The organism is Pseudomonas sp. ok266 (assembly GCF_900110195.1).
Classification (GTDB): Bacteria; Pseudomonadota; Gammaproteobacteria; order Pseudomonadales; family Pseudomonadaceae; genus Aquipseudomonas; species Aquipseudomonas neuropathica.
Window position 1 is genome coordinate 60606 of record NZ_FOCU01000016.1, and the last position, 15921, is coordinate 76526.

Here is a 15921-nt window from a genome sequence, read left to right on the forward strand (position 1 = left end):
GCTGTTTGCCTCGGCAGACAGCTCAACCGCCAGCAGCGATGAATCGCTGCTGGCGCGTTATCGCCAGGGCGACAGCGCGGCGTTCGAGACCTTGTACGCGCGTCATCGCCAAGGCCTGTATCGGTTTCTGCTCGGATTGAGCGGCAAACCGGAACTGGCCGACGAGGTGTTTCAGGAAACCTGGCTGAGCCTGATCCGCAGCAGCAGTCAGCCACAAGGGCGGGCGACATTTCGTACGTGGTTGTTCCAGATTGCCCGTAATCGCCTGATCGACCACTGGCGCAAACACGGCGCCCGGCAACCGTTGCACGACAGCTACGACGAGCAAAATCACGCGGTCAGCGATGAGGCAAATGATCCCGAACAGCTGCTCAGCCTCAGTCGAGACAGCCAGCGCCTGGAAAGCGCCCTGCAAACCCTGCCTGCCGACCAGCGCGAGGTGTTTTTGCTGCGCGCCCACGGCGACCTCGACCTGGCACAAATCGCCAGCCTCACCGAAACACCGCTGGAAACCGTCAAAAGCCGCTTGCGCTACGCCCAGCAAAAACTGCGTCGGCTGCTGGCCGAGGAGGTACTGACATGACTGACGCCCGCCAGACACCGGAAGATTCGGTGATTAAACATGTTCGCGAACAGCACAACGCCGAACCGCCAGCGCACCTTGATGCGTTCATCCTCAACGCTGCGCAGCTTCAAACCCCTGCGCTGAAGCCAAGCCTGTGGCAACGCTGGCTCGACGCTTGCCGTAAACCCCGCTGGCAAGTTGCATTCGCCAGCCTCGTCGGCGTGGCATTGATGTTGTCACTGGTACAGCGCGCTCCTGAGCCGCTGCGTCATTACGACTACGCCCCAGCCCCCAAACTTGCCGTACCGATGACCGACACGGATTCAGCGCAACTGCACCGATTGTCCGCTCCGGCCGGCGCCATGCCGGCACCTGCGCCGATGATGGAAATGGCGGCGCCGATGCAAGATCAAGCCATCAGCGCCGATGAAGCCAAATTCAGCAAACGCGCCACCGCCCCGGCCAACGGCCTCGACGCACAACTGCGCGAAGTCCTGCGCCTGCGCGAATCCGGCCAGTCGCAAGCCGCCGACAGCCTGTTCAACAACCTGCACAAACGCTACCCGAACACCGATCTCGACGCCCGACTCCAACAGTTGCAGAAAAAATGACCGCCTGACCCCTCAGCCATTTGGCATTGCCCCGCAAAAACGCGCACTATCGGGGCATTGCCGATGCGCTGGAGGACAACGTGGCAGCAAAAATTGACCGCATCGCCCAACTGCTCAACTGCCCGGAGAAGGGCGAAGAGATGCGGCGAGCGATTACCGAGACGCGTAAGGAATTTCTGCTGAATCAGCCGGAAGAGGATGTCGTTGATGAAGACGACGCTTTTGAAGAGGTTGAGGAGGAAGAGGATGACGATGACGATGATTACGACGAGTTCGACTGGACGACGGAGTAACGTCGTTCCGGTCCATTTACTTCACCCACAAAAAAGCCCCGGACCATCACAGTCCGGGGCTTTCTCGTTTAAATCGATGGTGCACCAGGCGGGATTCGAACCCACGACCCCTGCCTTCGGAGGGCAGTACTCTATCCAGCTGAGCTACTGGTGCAGCGGGCGACATCATACCTAGGTCGACTCGGGGCGTCCATGCCGGGTTTTGGCGGGTATTGTCAGTGCGCGTGTCCGCGCAAATCGCGGTATTCCATAAAGCGGTAACGTCCTGCAAAACCCTCGCTTGGCGCTTTCGTGGGACTGTTCTATGGTTTTGCTGCGGCTGAGGCTTTTGGCTCGTTGATCTGAAAAATTCCACAAATACGCCGTTTTTGTTCTTTTTTTCGAACGACCTATTGTCCTTTAACCCCTTTGATCCTACGATCCGTTTGAGATTTCAAACGCTCGTTGACCGGGCGTTGAAGCGCCGGTGTTTCGAATCGTGCACTGTCGATGCGCCACGCCCGGTCACTGATTTCCCTGACGGCAGCCTTGCGAGGCGCCTTTCTACAATCATAATTTGCTCCGCGCAGGCCGCGGTGCTGTTAAGGAAAGCCGACATGCAGCTTAAAGACACCCTGTTGTTCCGCCAGCAAGCCTTCATTGATGGCGCTTGGGTCGATGCGGACAACGGTCAGACGATCAAGGTCAACAACCCGGCCACCGGCGAAATCCTCGGTACCGTGCCAAAAATGGGCGCTGCCGAAACCCGCCGTGCCATCGAAGCCGCTGACAAAGCGCTGCCAGCCTGGCGTGCACTGACCGCCAAAGAGCGTGCCGGCAAGCTGCGTCGCTGGTTCGAACTGATGATCGAGAACCAGGACGACCTCGCGCGCCTGATGACCCTCGAACAGGGCAAGCCGCTGGCCGAAGCCAAGGGCGAAATCGTTTACGCCGCTTCGTTCATCGAGTGGTTCGCCGAAGAAGCCAAGCGCATCTACGGTGACGTGATTCCGGGCCACCAGCCAGACAAACGCCTGATCGTGATCAAGCAGCCAATCGGCGTGACCGCCGCGATCACCCCGTGGAACTTCCCGGCGGCGATGATCACCCGTAAGGCCGGTCCAGCACTGGCTGCCGGTTGCACCATGGTGCTCAAGCCTGCTTCGCAAACTCCGTTTTCCGCTTTCGCGTTGGCCGAACTGGCCCAGCGCGCGGGTATTCCTGCGGGCGTGTTCAGCGTGGTCTCCGGCAGCGCTGGCGACATCGGCAGCGAGCTGACCAGCAACCCGATCGTGCGCAAACTGTCCTTCACCGGTTCGACCGAAATCGGTCGTCAACTGATGTCGGAATGCGCCAAGGACATCAAGAAAGTCTCGCTGGAACTGGGCGGCAACGCACCGTTCATCGTGTTCGACGACGCGGACCTGGATAAGGCTGTCGAAGGCGCGATCATTTCCAAGTACCGCAACAACGGCCAGACCTGCGTCTGCGCCAACCGTCTGTACATTCAGGATTCGGTCTACGACGCGTTCGCCGAGAAGCTGAAAGTGGCGGTGGCGAAACTGAAGATCGGCAACGGTCTGGAAGACGGCACCACCACTGGCCCACTGATCGACGAAAAAGCCGTGGCCAAGGTGCAAGAACACATCGCTGACGCCGTAGCCAAAGGCGCCACCGTGTTGGCTGGCGGCAAGCCAATGGAAGGTAACTTCTTCGAACCGACCATCCTCACCAACGTGCCGAAAAACGCCGCTGTGGCCAAGGAAGAAACCTTCGGTCCGCTGGCGCCGCTGTTCCGCTTCAAAGATGAAGCCGAAGTGATCGCGATGTCCAACGACACCGAGTTCGGTCTGGCCTCTTACTTCTACGCTCGCGATCTCGGTCGTGTGTTCCGCGTCGCGGAAGCGCTGGAATACGGCATGGTTGGCGTCAACACCGGGCTGATCTCCAACGAAGTCGCGCCGTTCGGCGGCATCAAGGCCTCGGGCCTGGGCCGTGAAGGCTCCAAGTACGGCATCGAAGATTACCTGGAAATCAAATACCTCTGCCTGGGCATCTAAGCCCTGTAAGAGACCGCTGCAAACGCAAAGGGCACGAGAGCGCTGTCCCTTTGCGTGGTTTCAAACCGGAATTTTCTCTGCGGCCAGGAACGCCGTGGCAGTCGATCATCGCATGCTGCCACCGTCGATTTCTCCCGCTAATCCTTGAACCACGCCGCCCGATGAGCGGCGAATGAGGACTGTAATGAGCAAGACTAACGCTGAACTGATGGCCCGTCGTACCGCAGCTGTTCCACGTGGTGTCGGCCAGATTCACCCGATCTTCGCTGAATCGGCGAAGAACGCCACCGTGACTGACGTTGAAGGTCGTGAATTCATCGACTTCGCCGGCGGTATCGCGGTACTGAACACCGGCCACGTGCACCCGAAAATCATCGCCGCCGTGACCGAACAGCTGAACAAGCTGACTCACACTTGCTTCCAGGTACTGGCTTACGAGCCGTACGTTGAGCTGTGCGAGAAAATCAACGCCAAGGTGCCAGGTGATTTCGCCAAGAAAACCCTGCTGGTCACCACCGGTTCCGAAGCCGTTGAAAACGCCGTGAAAATCGCCCGTGCCGCCACTGGCCGCGCTGGCGTGATCGCCTTCACCGGCGCTTACCACGGTCGCACCATGATGACCTTGGGCCTGACCGGTAAAGTCGTGCCGTACTCGGCCGGCATGGGCCTGATGCCAGGCGGCATCTTCCGCGCGCTGTACCCGAACGAACTGCACGGCGTGAGCATCGATGATTCGATCGCTTCCATCGAGCGTATCTTCAAGAACGATGCTGAGCCGAAAGACATCGCCGCGATCATCATCGAACCTGTGCAGGGTGAAGGTGGTTTCTACGTTGCGCCGAAAGAGTTCATGAAGCGTCTGCGTGCCCTGTGCGACCAGCACGGCATCCTGCTGATCGCTGACGAAGTACAGACTGGCGCTGGCCGTACCGGCACCTTCTTCGCTATGGAGCAGATGGGCGTTGCTGCCGACCTGACCACCTTCGCCAAATCCATCGCAGGCGGCTTCCCGCTGGCCGGTGTGTGCGGCAAGGCCGAATACATGGACGCCATCGCCCCGGGTGGCCTGGGCGGCACTTACGCCGGTAGCCCGATCGCTTGCGCCGCTGCGCTGGCGGTGATGGAAGTGTTCGAAGAAGAGCAACTGCTGGACCGCTGCAAGGCTGTCGGCGAGCGTCTGGTTACTGGCCTGAAAGCTATCCAGGCCAAGTATCCGGTGATCGGCGAAGTCCGTGCCCTGGGCGCGATGATCGCGGTCGAGCTGTTCGAAAACGGCGACAGCCACAAGCCGAACGCCGCCGCTGTAGCGTCCGTTGTGGCCAAGGCGCGCGACAAGGGCCTGATCCTGCTGTCCTGCGGCACCTACGGCAACGTTCTGCGCGTCCTCGTACCGCTGACCTCGCCGGACGAGCAACTGGACAAAGGTCTGGCGATCATCGAAGAGTGCTTCTCGGAGCTGTAAGCCGCGCACTGTGTGATCGGATAGACAAAAAAACCCGCTTCGGCGGGTTTTTTTTCGCCCCGTGAACATATCAATTGCTTTAGCGCTGTATCGAATGGCCAGCATTGGCTAAGGTTCAGGCATTGCAAGGGAGAGCGCGCATGACTGCCGTTGATTTACCCGCCGTACCCCGAGTGCTGATTGCCGAGGCCGATCCGTGGTCCCGGGACCTGCTCAAACAAGTGCTCCTGAACGTGCGTTGCGATGCGCGGATAGACTTGTGCGCCGACGGGCAGCAAGCCCTGTCATTGCTCAGTGAAGTGCCGTATGACCTGGCGATCGTTGATTGGGAGTTGCCCGGCATCGATGGTTTGAGCGTGCTGCGCAGCGTGCGCCAGCGCAAACGCAATCCGCCGCTGCCGTTCATCCTGATGAGCAGCCGCAACGACAGCGCCAGCGTGCGCGAAGCGCTTCCGTTGGCACCAACGGCCTATCTGACCAAACCACTGAACATGGAAAGCCTGACCGAGCGTTTGCAGGGCTTGCTGCTGAATGCCGGTGAAGAGGTTTTCTGTGAAGTACCGGCATTGGCGCCGGGCATGACCTTGTCGGTGTTTCTCGAGCGACGTCGTGAGCAGGCTGACGGTGCGCCGTTGATGACCGATGTGCAGGTGGCGGTGAAGCGCAGCCTCAACCCCAATGGCCTCGATCTGAAGCTGTTGGAAGATGAGATCAAGACCGACCCACAAATCACGGCGGTGCTGATCGCTGCGGCCAACAGCGCGGCGCAGCACCATGGCGCGCCGGTGCAGACACTGGCGCAGGCCCTGCATCGGCTGGGCACCGGGCAGAGCATGAACCTGATTCTGGGGCTGGCACTCAAGCGCAGCGCCAGGCTCAGCGATCCATGTCTGGCGGACTATGCCGAACGTTACTGGGGGTTGTCGCTGCACACCGCTGAATATGCGCGCACCCTCGCGCGGCTGCTCGATCTCGATCAGGAACGCTGTTACTGCGCGGGCATGCTGCATCGCCTGGGTGATCTGGCGTTGCTGCGTTGTCTGCAGGAGTGGAAGCAGGCCGGCGGAGAGCTGGATGAGTGGGAGGAGGTGGGCGACGCGCTGGCCGAGTTTGGCGCGGCTTATGGTTCGGCGTTGCGTACCCGATGGCGCCTGCCGCTGGAATTGCGGGAGCTGATTGCGTCGGTCTACCAGCTCGGCGGCGGGGTGTATTCCCGTGAGGCGCTGGTGATGAACATGGCGGCGCAGATGGCGCATCTGACCGAGCATGAAGGCGTTGAGGAACTGGCGAAGAGTCGCACCGCGCGGTTGCTGAAGATTGGCTTGCCGGAATTGATGCGGATGCGCAAATAACCCGACTTACGCAACCCCCTGTAGGAGTGAGCCTGCTCGCGATGCTGAGTGTCAGACACCAACGGTTCGTTTGACACTCCGCTATCGCGAGCAGGCTCACTCCTACAATGGATCTCTGTGTAGCTGAGATACGGGTCAGGCAGAAATGATGCGGTTCTTGCCCTGTCGCTTGGCCTCATACATCGCCGCATCCGCGCGGGCGAACAGACTGTCGAGGCTGTCGTCGGTCTCGGTCAGACTGGTCAACCCCTGGCTGACGGTGATACCGAACGTCTGACCATCATGGCTGAAACTCAACCGTTGAATCTCCTGCTGCAGCCGTTCCGCCACTTGCATGGCCATGTCCGGCGCACAACCGGGAAATACCGCTGCAAACTCTTCGCCGCCAATCCGCCCGAACAGATCTCCTCGACGTAATGACCCGCGCCCGCACTCGGCAATCCGCTGCAACACGTTGTCGCCTTCGGGATGACCGTAGGTGTCGTTGATCATTTTGAAGTCATCGATATCCAGCAGCAGAAAGGCCATTTGCGCGCCCTGCACCCGCGCTACTTCGAACTCGCGATTGGCGCACTCGAAGAAGTGCCGGCGATTGCTGCTTTGTGTCAGCACGTCGGTAGTCGCCAAACGGTGCAGCTCGGTTTCCATCTGCTTCTTGTCAGTAATGTCTTCGGCGATGCCGACGATGATCACCGGCTGACCGGGTTCGTCCTGACGGTTGATGAAGCATTTGTCGCTGAGCCAGCGCACCTGGCCGTCGGCGGCGATGATCCGGTATTCGCGATCTTCCACCGCGCCTTTGTGCAGGACTTCGGCGAGGCTGCGTTCGGCGTAGTCGAGATCGTCGGGGTAGATGCTGTCGCGCCACTGGTTGTAGTCGGCGAGCAGCAGGCCGGCGGAACGGCCGAAAATCCGTTCATAGGCGGGGCTGACGTACAGCACCTGCCGGGTTTCCCAGTTGAAGGCCCAGAGCACGGCGTTGACGCTGACCAGCAAGGAGCTGAACAACTGCTCGCGTTCGCTCAGTCGAGCGACTTCACCTTGGGCGTGCATCAACGCCATGAGGGTTTGCGCGGCTTCGGGCCACTGCGGGAAGGATGAGTCTTTTTGATTGTTGTTGACCATCGGCACAGATCTCAAAGGACGTGCCGCAATTCGACAACGGCCACAATACAGCCCGCCGGGATGGCGAAGTGTCTTTGAGATAGGCGATTTTTGGCGAAGTTCCGAAGGGTGCACCCGGGAGCCGGGTGCACCGATCAACGGTCTCAGACCGCTGCAGGACGCAACGAGTAGGTTTTCAACTGATCAGCAAATTCGCGCAGGGACTGGATGCCGCTGGCTTCTGCCTCGTGAATCCACTCTTTGATGGCCGCGAGCATGTCGTGGCCATTTGCACTGGTCTTGACCCAGATCTGCTGCAGGGCCAGGCGTTTTTCGTAGATTACCTTCAGCGCCTGGCTGTGCTCGAGCATGGTCTGGATGCGCAAGTGATGACGATCTTCCAGCAGGCTGGTTTCCCGCGACAGCAGACGTTTGGCGCGGTGGAACTGATGACGCACCGAATGATCGACCTTGGCCAGCTCTTGCTTGACCAGCGGGCCGATTACCAGCTTGCGGTACTGGGCCATGATCTGGAAGCGGTTGTTGAGGATGGCCATCGCGGTGTCCATGTCCAGATTGCCCTTGCCTTCGACACGGTGGGCAATTGGCGCGACACGCTGGACCTTGGCCAGACGCAGGAAGCAGAAGACTTTGATCCATGCCCAGCCGAGGTCGAACTCCCACTTTTTCACCGACAGCTTGGCCGAGTTAGGGTAGGTGTGGTGGTTGTTGTGCAGTTCTTCGCCGCCGATCAGGATGCCCCAAGGCACCAGATTGGTCGCCGCATCGCGGCATTCGAAGTTGCGATAGCCGACGGCATGGCCCAGGCCATTGATCACGCCAGCGGCCCACACCGGGATCCACATCATCTGGATCGCCCAGATCGTGATGCCGATGGTGCCGAACAGTAGCAGGTCGATAACGCCCATGATCGCCACGCCCAACAGCGGGTAGCGGCTGTAGACGTTGCGTTCGATCCAGTCTTCGGGGCAGTTCTTGCCGTAGATGCGCAGGGTTTCCGGGTTCTGCGCTTCGGCACGATACAGCTCGGCGCCGGTGCGCAGCACGATGGAAAGGCCTTTGATGACCGGACTGTGCGGGTCATCTTCGGTTTCGCACTTGGCGTGATGCTTACGGTGGATGGCGGTCCACTCGCGGGTGTTCTGCGCCGTGGTCAGCCACAGCCAGAAACGGAAAAAGTGCTTCAGGCCGGCATTCAGCTCCAGCGAGCGATGGGCCGAGTAGCGGTGCAGATAGACCGTGACGGCGACAATCGTCACGTGGGTCATCAGCAGGGTGACCGCGACCAGAGACCAGGCCGACAAGCCAAGAAAACCTTCGTACCACATAGGCTATAGGGCCCTCGATAAAGATAAAAACAGCCGTTGCATTATCACCAAGCACACAGATAAAACCAGTCGCCCTTTCAGATAAGAGTCGCTGGATGTTTCTTGACCTATAATTCCAACCTTTTTGTAGGGACATGGACAGCCGAATGCGTGCCACTTACCGCGATGCTTTGCGTGCAGCGCTGCTCTATCTCGTACTTGCGGTTGTCTGGCTGCAGGGAACTGATCATTTATTAAACAATTTCTTCGATAACTCCGTCGATCTTGCCCGATGGCAACTGATCAACGGTTACGTGTTTGCGGCGCTCAGCGCCGGGCTGATCTTTCTGGCGCGGGCGCGCTTGTGCGAGTTTCTCGGCATCGGTGCGCGGTTGCGCGAGCGCCACGCTGATCGCGAACGCCTGCGTCAAGCGGCGGCCGTTTTCGATTGCACCCGCGAAGGGGTGTTGGTCACCAACCACCAAGGGCTGATCGTGCACGTCAATCGGGCGTTTATCGAGATCACCGGTTATCAGCGTGAAGAAGTCCTCGGGCAGCAGCCGAGCCTGTTCAAGTCCGGCCATCATCCGCCGGGTTTCTACCAAGCGATGTTCGCCACCCTGGAGTCGCAGGGCGAGTGGAGTGGCGAGATCTGGAATCGGCGTAAGAGCGGCGAGATTTATCCACAGTGGCAAACCATCCGGGTCATTCACGATGATCAGGGCCGGCTCAGCCATTACGTTGCGGTGTTTTCCGATATCAGCGCCATCAAGGATTCCGAGCATGAACTCAAACACCTGGCGCACCACGATCCGCTGACCGATCTGCCCAATCGCCTGCTGTTCAGCGACCGCGCCGAGCAGGCGCTGGCTTCGGCGCAGATCCACAAGCGCGGCTGCGCGTTACTGATGCTCGATCTCGATCATTTCAAAATGATCAACGACAGCCTTGGCCATAACGTCGGCGATCGCTTGCTCAAGGCAGTCGCGGCGCGCCTGCAAGAACTGTTTGGCCCCGGTATTACCCTGGCACGCCTGGGTGGCGACGAGTTCGCGGTGTTGGCAGAGAGTTGTCCACAGCCGGTGCAGGCAGCGGCGCTGGCGCAACGGATTCTCGATGCGCTGAAGGAGCCGTTCAGCATTGATGGCAATCAGTTGTTCATCAACGCCAGCCTCGGCATCAGCCTGTTCCCCAGCGACGCGCTAAGCGCCGAGCAACTGTTGCGCAATGCCGATGCGGCGCTGTTCAAGGCCAAGAGCAGCGGCCGCAACGGTTATGCCTTGTATACCGAAGAACTCACCGCCCACGCCCAGCAACGTGTGGAGATCGCATTCGAGTTGCGCCGGGCGCTGGAGCAGCAGGAACTGCGGGTTTATTACCAACCGGTGCATGACTTGAAAACCAGTCGCTTGATTGGCGTTGAAGCGTTGGTGCGCTGGCAGCATCCGCAACGCGGTCTGGTCTCGCCTGCGGAGTTCATTCCGATTGCCGAACGCACCGGTTTGATCGCTGAAATCGACGCCTGGGTCATGCAGCAGGCGTGTCGGCAAATGTGCCAATGGCGGCAGGCCGGAGTGGTGTTGTCGTTTGTCGCAGTGAATGTCTCGTCGCGGCTGTTTGCCCGGCGCGAGTTGTACCAGCAGGTGGCGCAGGTGCTGCACGACACCGGACTGGATCCGGCATATCTGGAGCTGGAAGTCACTGAAAGTGCAGTGATGGATGATCCGGAAGTGGCGCTGGAGCAGATGCACCGTTTGCGCGAATTGGGTATTCGCCTGGCCATCGATGATTTCGGCACGGGTTACTCGTCACTGCTGCGGCTCAAGCGCTTGCCGGTGCAGAAGCTGAAGATCGATCAGGGTTTCGTTGCCGGGTTGCCGTGGGATGAGGATGACGTGGCGATTGTCCGGGTGATCATCGCGCTGGCCCGAAGCATGGGCATGCAGGTGCATGCCGAGGGCATCGAGCAGGTTGAGCAGGCGGCGTTTCTGCTTGAGCAGGAATGTGATCTGGGGCAGGGCTACTGGTTTGGGCGACCGGCTCCGGCGCAGGAGATTGATTGGGCGAGAACTCCGGTGGTTAGCTAAGACAGGGGCAAACTTGTTCCTGCGCTCAGCAAAGGGGCGCTCTGCGTCGGCCCAAAATCGCAGCGCAGAGCGCCGCCGGCTGCATTCCCACGCGGAGCGTGGGAACGATCAGTTTTTCAGTTATATAAACATTCTTAAATAGTCTTTTTAAGAATATCTGCGCCTCTCTTATATTGCTCCCACGCCGAACGCAGTGCCGCCCACTGCCAGGCAAATCCCATTCAAAGGAGCAGCACCATGAGCGCATCCCTTCGCAGCGTTGACGGTCAGGACGAAACCACCATCTTGCGTGAAATCCAGAGCGCTCTGCGCGATCTGCGTTTCGGCGCGGTGGAGATCACTGTGCACAACGCCCAGGTCGTGCAGATCGAACGCAAAGAGAGATTCCGTTTGCAGCAACCGGGCAAACAACCGGGCTAAAAGATCGCAGCCTGCGGCAGCTCCTACAGGGGGCTGTGCGTAGGAGCTGTCGAAGGCTGCGATCTTTGAACCGACAACACGATTCCCGAAATACATAAGAAAAAGCCACCACCCAGAATTCCAGGAGCTTTCACCATGTCGTCGATTCGCCGTTACGCTTTGGCCGCCCTGGCCAGTGCTGTGTTTGCCGGTTCCGCGGTTGCCAAGGATTACGAACTGCTCAACGTGTCGTATGACCCGACGCGCGAGCTGTATCAGGACTACAACGCTGAATTCATCAAGTTCTGGCAGAAAGATCACGCCGGCGACACCGTGAAAATCCAGCAATCCCATGGCGGTTCGGGCAAGCAGGGCCGTGCGGTGATCGACGGTCTGCGTGCCGACGTAGTGACCCTGGCGCTGGCCGGCGACATCGACGAAATCGCCAAACTCGGCAAGACCCTGCCCGCCGACTGGCAGAAGCGTCTGCCGGAAGCGAGCACGCCGTACACCTCGACCATCGTCTTCCTGGTGCGCAAGGGCAACCCGAAAGGCATCAAGGACTGGGGCGATCTGGTCAAGAACGACGTCTCGGTGATCACCCCGAACCCGAAAACCTCCGGCGGTGCGCGCTGGAACTTCCTCGCCGCATGGGCCTACGGCCTGAAAGCCAACGGCGGTGACGAAGCCAAAGCCAAAGAATATGTGCAGACCCTGTTCAAGCACGTGCCGATTCTCGACACCGGTGCACGCGGTTCGACCATTACCTTCGTCAACAACGGTCAGGGTGACGTGTTGCTGGCCTGGGAAAACGAAGCGTTCCTGGCACTGAAAGAAGATGGCGGCGCCGACAAGTTCGACATCGTCGTGCCTTCGCTGTCGATCCTCGCCGAGCCGCCGGTTGCCGTGGTCGACAAGAACGCCGAGAAAAAAGGCAACGAGCAGATCGCCGAAGCCTACCTGAAGCACCTGTACAGCCCGGCCGGTCAGGAAATTGCCGCGAAGAACTTCTACCGTCCGCGTGATAAGGACGTGGCTGCCAAGTACGCTCAGCAGTTCCCGAAACTGGAACTGGTGACCATCGACAAGGACTTCGGCGGCTGGAAAACCGCGCAGCCGAAATTCTTCAACGACGGTGGCGTGTTCGACCAGATTTATCAGGCGCAGTAATCTGACTTCAGCCACACATCAAGCCTTTAGCCAGGCGCAGAAAATGTGGGAGCGAGCTTGCTCGCGAAAGCGCAGTGTCAGACGACGTGGAGTTGGCTGATACTCCTTCTTCGCGAGCAAGCTCGCTCCCACATGGGTGCGTTCAGCGGATCGCTTTTTAACCAAGGACTTTTATGTCGCGTCGTATCTCCCCCGTCATACCCGGCTTCGGGCTGACGCTGGGCTACACCTTGGTGTACCTCAGTCTGATTGTGCTTATCCCGCTGGCGGCGATGTTTGTCCACGCCGCGCAACTCACCTGGGATCAGTTCTGGACGATCATCTCCGCACCGCGCGTGCTGGCCGCCCTGAAGCTGAGCTTCGGCACCGCGCTGTGTGCCGCGATCATCAACGGCATCATTGGCACGCTGCTCGCTTGGGTGCTGGTGCGCTACACCTTCCCGGGGCGCAAGGTGATCGACGCGATGATCGATCTGCCGTTCGCCCTGCCGACAGCGGTGGCCGGTATCGCGCTGACCGCGCTGTATGCGCCGGCCGGTCTGGTCGGGCAATTCGCCGCTGACCTCGGTTTCAAGATTGCCTATACCCCGCTGGGTATCACGTTGGCGCTGACCTTCGTCACTCTGCCGTTTGTGGTGCGTACCGTGCAGCCGGTGCTGGCCGACATTCCCCGTGAAGTCGAGGAAGCCGCCGCGTGCCTAGGTGCGAAGCCATGGCAGGTGTTCCGCCACATTCTTGTACCGGCATTGTTGCCCGCGTGGCTGACCGGTTTTGCCCTGGCCTTCGCCCGTGGCGTCGGTGAGTACGGTTCGGTGATTTTCATTGCCGGCAACATGCCGATGAAAACCGAAATCCTGCCGCTGCTGATCATGGTCAAACTCGACCAATACGATTACACCGGCGCTACCGCCATCGGCGTTTTGATGCTGGTGGTTTCCTTCGTCCTGTTGCTGCTGATCAACTTGCTGCAGCGGCGCATCGAAACCCCATAAGGAGGCGCGAACCATGTCCCAATCGTCTATTGCGGCCGCCTCTTCGGCCAATGCGGCACGCCGTGGCAGCGCCACTTCGCGCAGGGTCCTGATCGGCCTTGGCTGGCTGGTTTTTTTCCTGTTTCTGCTGCTGCCGTTGTTTATCGTCGTATCGCAGGGTTTGAAGAATGGCCTCGGTGCATTCTTCACCGCGATCTTTGAACCGGATGCTCTGTCGGCATTGAAACTCACCGTGTTCGCCGTGCTGATTTCGGTGCCGTTGAACCTGGTGTTCGGGGTCAGCGCCGCGTGGTGCGTGAGTAAATACTCGTTCCGCGGCAAGAGCATGCTGGTGACGCTGATCGACCTTCCGTTCTCGGTGTCGCCGGTGATCGCCGGTCTGGTCTACGTGCTGATGTTCGGCGCGCAGGGTCTGTTCGGCCCGTGGTTGCAGGATCACGACATTCAGATCGTCTTCGCCCTGCCGGGCATCGTACTGGCGACGATTTTCGTCACCGTGCCGTTCGTCGCTCGTGAACTGATTCCGCTGATGCAGGAACAAGGCACGCAGGAAGAAGAAGCCGCGCGTCTGCTCGGCGCCAATGGCTGGCAGATGTTCTGGCATGTCACCGTGCCGAACATCAAGTGGGGCCTGATCTATGGCGTGGTGCTGTGTACCGCGCGGGCCATGGGTGAATTCGGTGCGGTGTCGGTGGTCTCCGGGCACATTCGCGGGGTGACCAACACCTTGCCGCTGCACGTCGAGATCCTCTACAACGAATACAACCACGTGGCCGCGTTCGCCGTGGCGAGCCTGTTGCTGATCCTGGCGCTCTTCATCCTGCTGGCCAAGCAGTGGAGCGAAAACCGTATCAACCGCCTGCGCGCCAGCGCCGCGGAGGAATAATTCATGTCGATCGAAGTGCGTAACGTCAGCAAGAATTTCAATGCGTTCAAGGCGCTGGACAACATCAGCCTGGATATCCACAGCGGCGAACTGGTCGCGCTGCTCGGCCCCTCGGGCTGCGGCAAGACCACCCTGCTGCGGATTATCGCCGGCCTGGAAACCCCGGATAACGGCAATATCGTTTTCCACGGTGAAGACGTCTCCGGCCACGACGTGCGTGATCGCAACGTCGGCTTCGTGTTCCAGCACTACGCTTTGTTCCGCCACATGACAGTGTTCGATAACGTCGCGTTCGGTTTGCGCATGAAACCGAAAAACCAGCGTCCGAACGAAAGCCAGATCGCGGTCAAGGTGCATGAGTTGCTGAACATGGTGCAGCTGGACTGGCTGTCGGATCGTTATCCGGAGCAGTTGTCCGGTGGTCAGCGCCAGCGTATCGCTCTGGCACGCGCCTTGGCGGTCGAGCCGAAAGTACTGCTGCTCGACGAACCGTTTGGGGCCCTGGATGCCAAGGTGCGTAAAGAACTGCGCCGCTGGCTGGCGCGTCTGCACGAAGATATCAACCTGACCTCGGTGTTCGTGACCCACGATCAGGAAGAAGCGATGGAAGTGGCCGACCGTATCGTGGTGATGAACAAAGGCGTGATCGAGCAGATCGGCTCACCGGGCGACGTCTACGAAAACCCGGCCAGCGATTTCGTTTATCACTTCCTCGGCGACTCGAACCGCTTGCTGTTGAGCGACGACAACCACGTGCTGTTCCGCCCGCATGAGGTGTCGCTGTCCAAACATGAGCTGGAAGATCACCACGCTGCTGAGGTGCGTGACATTCGGCCGTTGGGCGCGACTACGCGAGTGACGTTGAAGGTTGAGGGGCAGACGGATCTGATCGAGGCCGAAGTGGTGAAAGACCACGACAGCCTGATCGGCTTGGCCAAGGGTGAAACCCTGTTCTTCAAGCCGAAGGTCTGGCAGAAAGTCGCCAGCCTTTAAGATCAAAAGCTTCGCGAGCAAGCTCGCTCACACAGGGAATTCGGTCAGACATGAAGTTTGTGTTCAGCACCAGTCCACTGTGGGAGCGAGCCTGCTCGCGAAAGCGGTCTAAACAGCCGCACGATTCGGATTGACCCGCACCACGCCCGCCCGCACCTCGATCTGCTCTTTCAACTCACGCCGCATCCCCAGCATGAACGCCACCTCGGCCACGACAAACAACGGCCCGACAATCAGCCCCGAGACATCATCGACAAACGCCGGTTTGCGCCCTTCATAGTGATGCCCGACAAACTGGATCACCCAGCCGACCACAAACATCGCCAGACCACTGCTCAGCCACACCAGGGTGCTCTGCTGCGCCAGCACATGCCCGGCCCAGACTGACAGCCCCATCAGCAGCGTCATCAGCACCCCGAACTTCACCTCCAGACGCAGATAAAACCACGCCGAGGCCAGCGCCACGACAACGGCTGGAGATATCCACAAGCCGCCCAGCGACCATTCTGGCCGCGACAACAAAACCGCCACCGCCACCACGATCAGCGGAATGCCGATAAAGTGGCTGGCGATGTTGCGCGGGTCACGGTGGTAGGCGGCGTATTGACTGAGATGGTCGACGAGGCTTTTCATTGTTGTT

Annotated in this window: 15 protein-coding genes and 1 tRNA gene; 12 read left to right on the forward strand and 4 right to left on the reverse strand. The window is 59.6% G+C overall.

The features are described from left to right. Position 1: 1 nt before the first annotated feature. The 3 genes from BMY54_RS26380 to BMY54_RS26390 are packed head-to-tail and all read left to right on the forward strand — an operon-like array spanning position 2 to position 1469. Entirely contained in the window at positions 2 to 583 is a 582-nt protein-coding gene (locus BMY54_RS26380) for an RNA polymerase sigma factor (protein WP_175559670.1), read from the forward strand. After that, a complete protein-coding gene (locus tag BMY54_RS26385; RefSeq protein ID WP_093440376.1) occupies positions 580 to 1176 on the forward strand; it encodes a hypothetical protein in 597 nt (198 codons plus the stop codon). Before BMY54_RS26380 ends, BMY54_RS26385 begins: the two co-directional genes overlap by 4 nt. A gap of 20 nt (positions 1177 to 1196) precedes the next feature. Then, positions 1197 to 1469, forward strand: coding sequence for a hypothetical protein (locus BMY54_RS26390; protein WP_256573969.1), 273 nt, complete (start codon positions 1197 to 1199; stop codon positions 1467 to 1469). Between the two features lie 77 nt (positions 1470 to 1546). Here BMY54_RS26390 and BMY54_RS26395 read toward each other — a convergent pair. Continuing rightward, positions 1547 to 1623, reverse strand: a tRNA-Arg gene (locus BMY54_RS26395). Positions 1624 to 2065: 442 nt separating this feature from the next. On the opposite strand from BMY54_RS26395, the gene gabD reads away from it, so the two are divergent. The 3 genes from gabD (at position 2066) to BMY54_RS26410 (ending at position 6322) form a co-directional block, all read left to right on the forward strand. After that, positions 2066 to 3508 (forward strand): NADP-dependent succinate-semialdehyde dehydrogenase, encoded by a 1443-nt coding sequence (gabD, locus tag BMY54_RS26400; RefSeq protein WP_093440380.1) that lies wholly within the window; start codon positions 2066 to 2068, stop codon positions 3506 to 3508. Positions 3509 to 3692: 184 nt separating this feature from the next. Next, a complete protein-coding gene (gabT, locus tag BMY54_RS26405; protein WP_007917687.1) occupies positions 3693 to 4970 on the forward strand; it encodes a 4-aminobutyrate--2-oxoglutarate transaminase in 1278 nt (425 codons plus the stop codon). 140 nt (positions 4971 to 5110) lie between these two features. Beyond that, a complete protein-coding gene (locus BMY54_RS26410) occupies positions 5111 to 6322 on the forward strand; it encodes a response regulator (RefSeq protein ID WP_093440384.1) in 1212 nt (403 codons plus the stop codon). Positions 6323 to 6457: 135 nt separating this feature from the next. On the opposite strand, the gene BMY54_RS26415 is transcribed toward BMY54_RS26410, so the two are convergent. Continuing rightward, positions 6458 to 7447, reverse strand: a complete 990-nt coding sequence (locus tag BMY54_RS26415; protein ID WP_093440388.1) for a GGDEF domain-containing protein — start codon at positions 7445 to 7447, stop codon at positions 6458 to 6460. 143 nt (positions 7448 to 7590) lie between these two features. Next, positions 7591 to 8775 (reverse strand): delta-9 fatty acid desaturase DesA, encoded by a 1185-nt coding sequence (gene desA / locus BMY54_RS26420; RefSeq protein ID WP_093440393.1) that lies wholly within the window; start codon positions 8773 to 8775, stop codon positions 7591 to 7593. A 146-nt stretch (positions 8776 to 8921) separates the two neighbouring features. On the opposite strand from desA, the gene dibA reads away from it, so the two are divergent. The 6 genes from dibA (at position 8922) to BMY54_RS26450 (ending at position 15281) form a co-directional block, all read left to right on the forward strand. Continuing rightward, positions 8922 to 10841, forward strand: coding sequence for a phosphodiesterase DibA (dibA, locus tag BMY54_RS26425; RefSeq protein WP_093440397.1), 1920 nt, complete (start codon positions 8922 to 8924; stop codon positions 10839 to 10841). A 237-nt stretch (positions 10842 to 11078) separates the two neighbouring features. Next, the gene (gene oscA, locus BMY54_RS26430; protein WP_093440402.1) at positions 11079 to 11261 is read left to right on the forward strand and encodes a sulfur starvation response protein OscA; all 183 of its coding nucleotides are present in this window, start codon (positions 11079 to 11081) and stop codon (positions 11259 to 11261) included. A 135-nt stretch (positions 11262 to 11396) separates the two neighbouring features. Continuing rightward, on the forward strand, positions 11397 to 12410 hold the full coding sequence (locus tag BMY54_RS26435; RefSeq protein WP_034151823.1) for a sulfate ABC transporter substrate-binding protein: 1014 nt from the start codon (positions 11397 to 11399) through the stop codon (positions 12408 to 12410). Between the two features lie 173 nt (positions 12411 to 12583). Continuing rightward, complete coding sequence (gene cysT, locus BMY54_RS26440) at positions 12584 to 13402, forward strand: sulfate ABC transporter permease subunit CysT (RefSeq protein WP_007917680.1); 819 nt, start codon at positions 12584 to 12586, stop codon at positions 13400 to 13402. 13 nt (positions 13403 to 13415) lie between these two features. Beyond that, the gene (cysW, locus tag BMY54_RS26445; RefSeq protein WP_034151824.1) at positions 13416 to 14288 is read left to right on the forward strand and encodes a sulfate ABC transporter permease subunit CysW; all 873 of its coding nucleotides are present in this window, start codon (positions 13416 to 13418) and stop codon (positions 14286 to 14288) included. Between the two features lie 3 nt (positions 14289 to 14291). Continuing rightward, positions 14292 to 15281 carry a sulfate/molybdate ABC transporter ATP-binding protein gene (locus BMY54_RS26450; RefSeq protein WP_034151825.1) on the forward strand — a complete coding sequence of 330 codons (990 nt, stop codon included), beginning with the start codon at positions 14292 to 14294 and terminating at the stop codon, positions 15279 to 15281. Positions 15282 to 15389: 108 nt separating this feature from the next. Here BMY54_RS26450 and BMY54_RS26455 read toward each other — a convergent pair whose 3' ends face one another. Continuing rightward, positions 15390 to 15914 (reverse strand): Mpo1 family 2-hydroxy fatty acid dioxygenase, encoded by a 525-nt coding sequence (locus tag BMY54_RS26455; protein ID WP_093440408.1) that lies wholly within the window; start codon positions 15912 to 15914, stop codon positions 15390 to 15392. Positions 15915 to 15921: the final 7 nt, after the last annotated feature.

Coding starts and splice junctions, on each gene's coding strand:
- BMY54_RS26385 (WP_093440376.1), top strand. CDS start 580: ATGACTGACGCCCGCCAGACACCGGAAGATTCGGTGATTAAACATGTT.
- BMY54_RS26415 (WP_093440388.1), bottom strand. CDS start 7,447: ATGGTCAACAACAATCAAAAAGACTCATCCTTCCCGCAGTGGCCCGAA.
- oscA (WP_093440402.1), top strand. CDS start 11,079: ATGAGCGCATCCCTTCGCAGCGTTGACGGTCAGGACGAAACCACCATC.
- cysW (WP_034151824.1), top strand. CDS start 13,416: ATGTCCCAATCGTCTATTGCGGCCGCCTCTTCGGCCAATGCGGCACGC.
- BMY54_RS26410 (WP_093440384.1), top strand. CDS start 5,111: ATGACTGCCGTTGATTTACCCGCCGTACCCCGAGTGCTGATTGCCGAG.
- BMY54_RS26450 (WP_034151825.1), top strand. CDS start 14,292: ATGTCGATCGAAGTGCGTAACGTCAGCAAGAATTTCAATGCGTTCAAG.
- gabT (WP_007917687.1), top strand. CDS start 3,693: ATGAGCAAGACTAACGCTGAACTGATGGCCCGTCGTACCGCAGCTGTT.
- dibA (WP_093440397.1), top strand. CDS start 8,922: ATGCGTGCCACTTACCGCGATGCTTTGCGTGCAGCGCTGCTCTATCTC.
- BMY54_RS26435 (WP_034151823.1), top strand. CDS start 11,397: ATGTCGTCGATTCGCCGTTACGCTTTGGCCGCCCTGGCCAGTGCTGTG.
- desA (WP_093440393.1), bottom strand. CDS start 8,775: ATGTGGTACGAAGGTTTTCTTGGCTTGTCGGCCTGGTCTCTGGTCGCG.
- gabD (WP_093440380.1), top strand. CDS start 2,066: ATGCAGCTTAAAGACACCCTGTTGTTCCGCCAGCAAGCCTTCATTGAT.
- cysT (WP_007917680.1), top strand. CDS start 12,584: ATGTCGCGTCGTATCTCCCCCGTCATACCCGGCTTCGGGCTGACGCTG.
- BMY54_RS26455 (WP_093440408.1), bottom strand. CDS start 15,914: ATGAAAAGCCTCGTCGACCATCTCAGTCAATACGCCGCCTACCACCGT.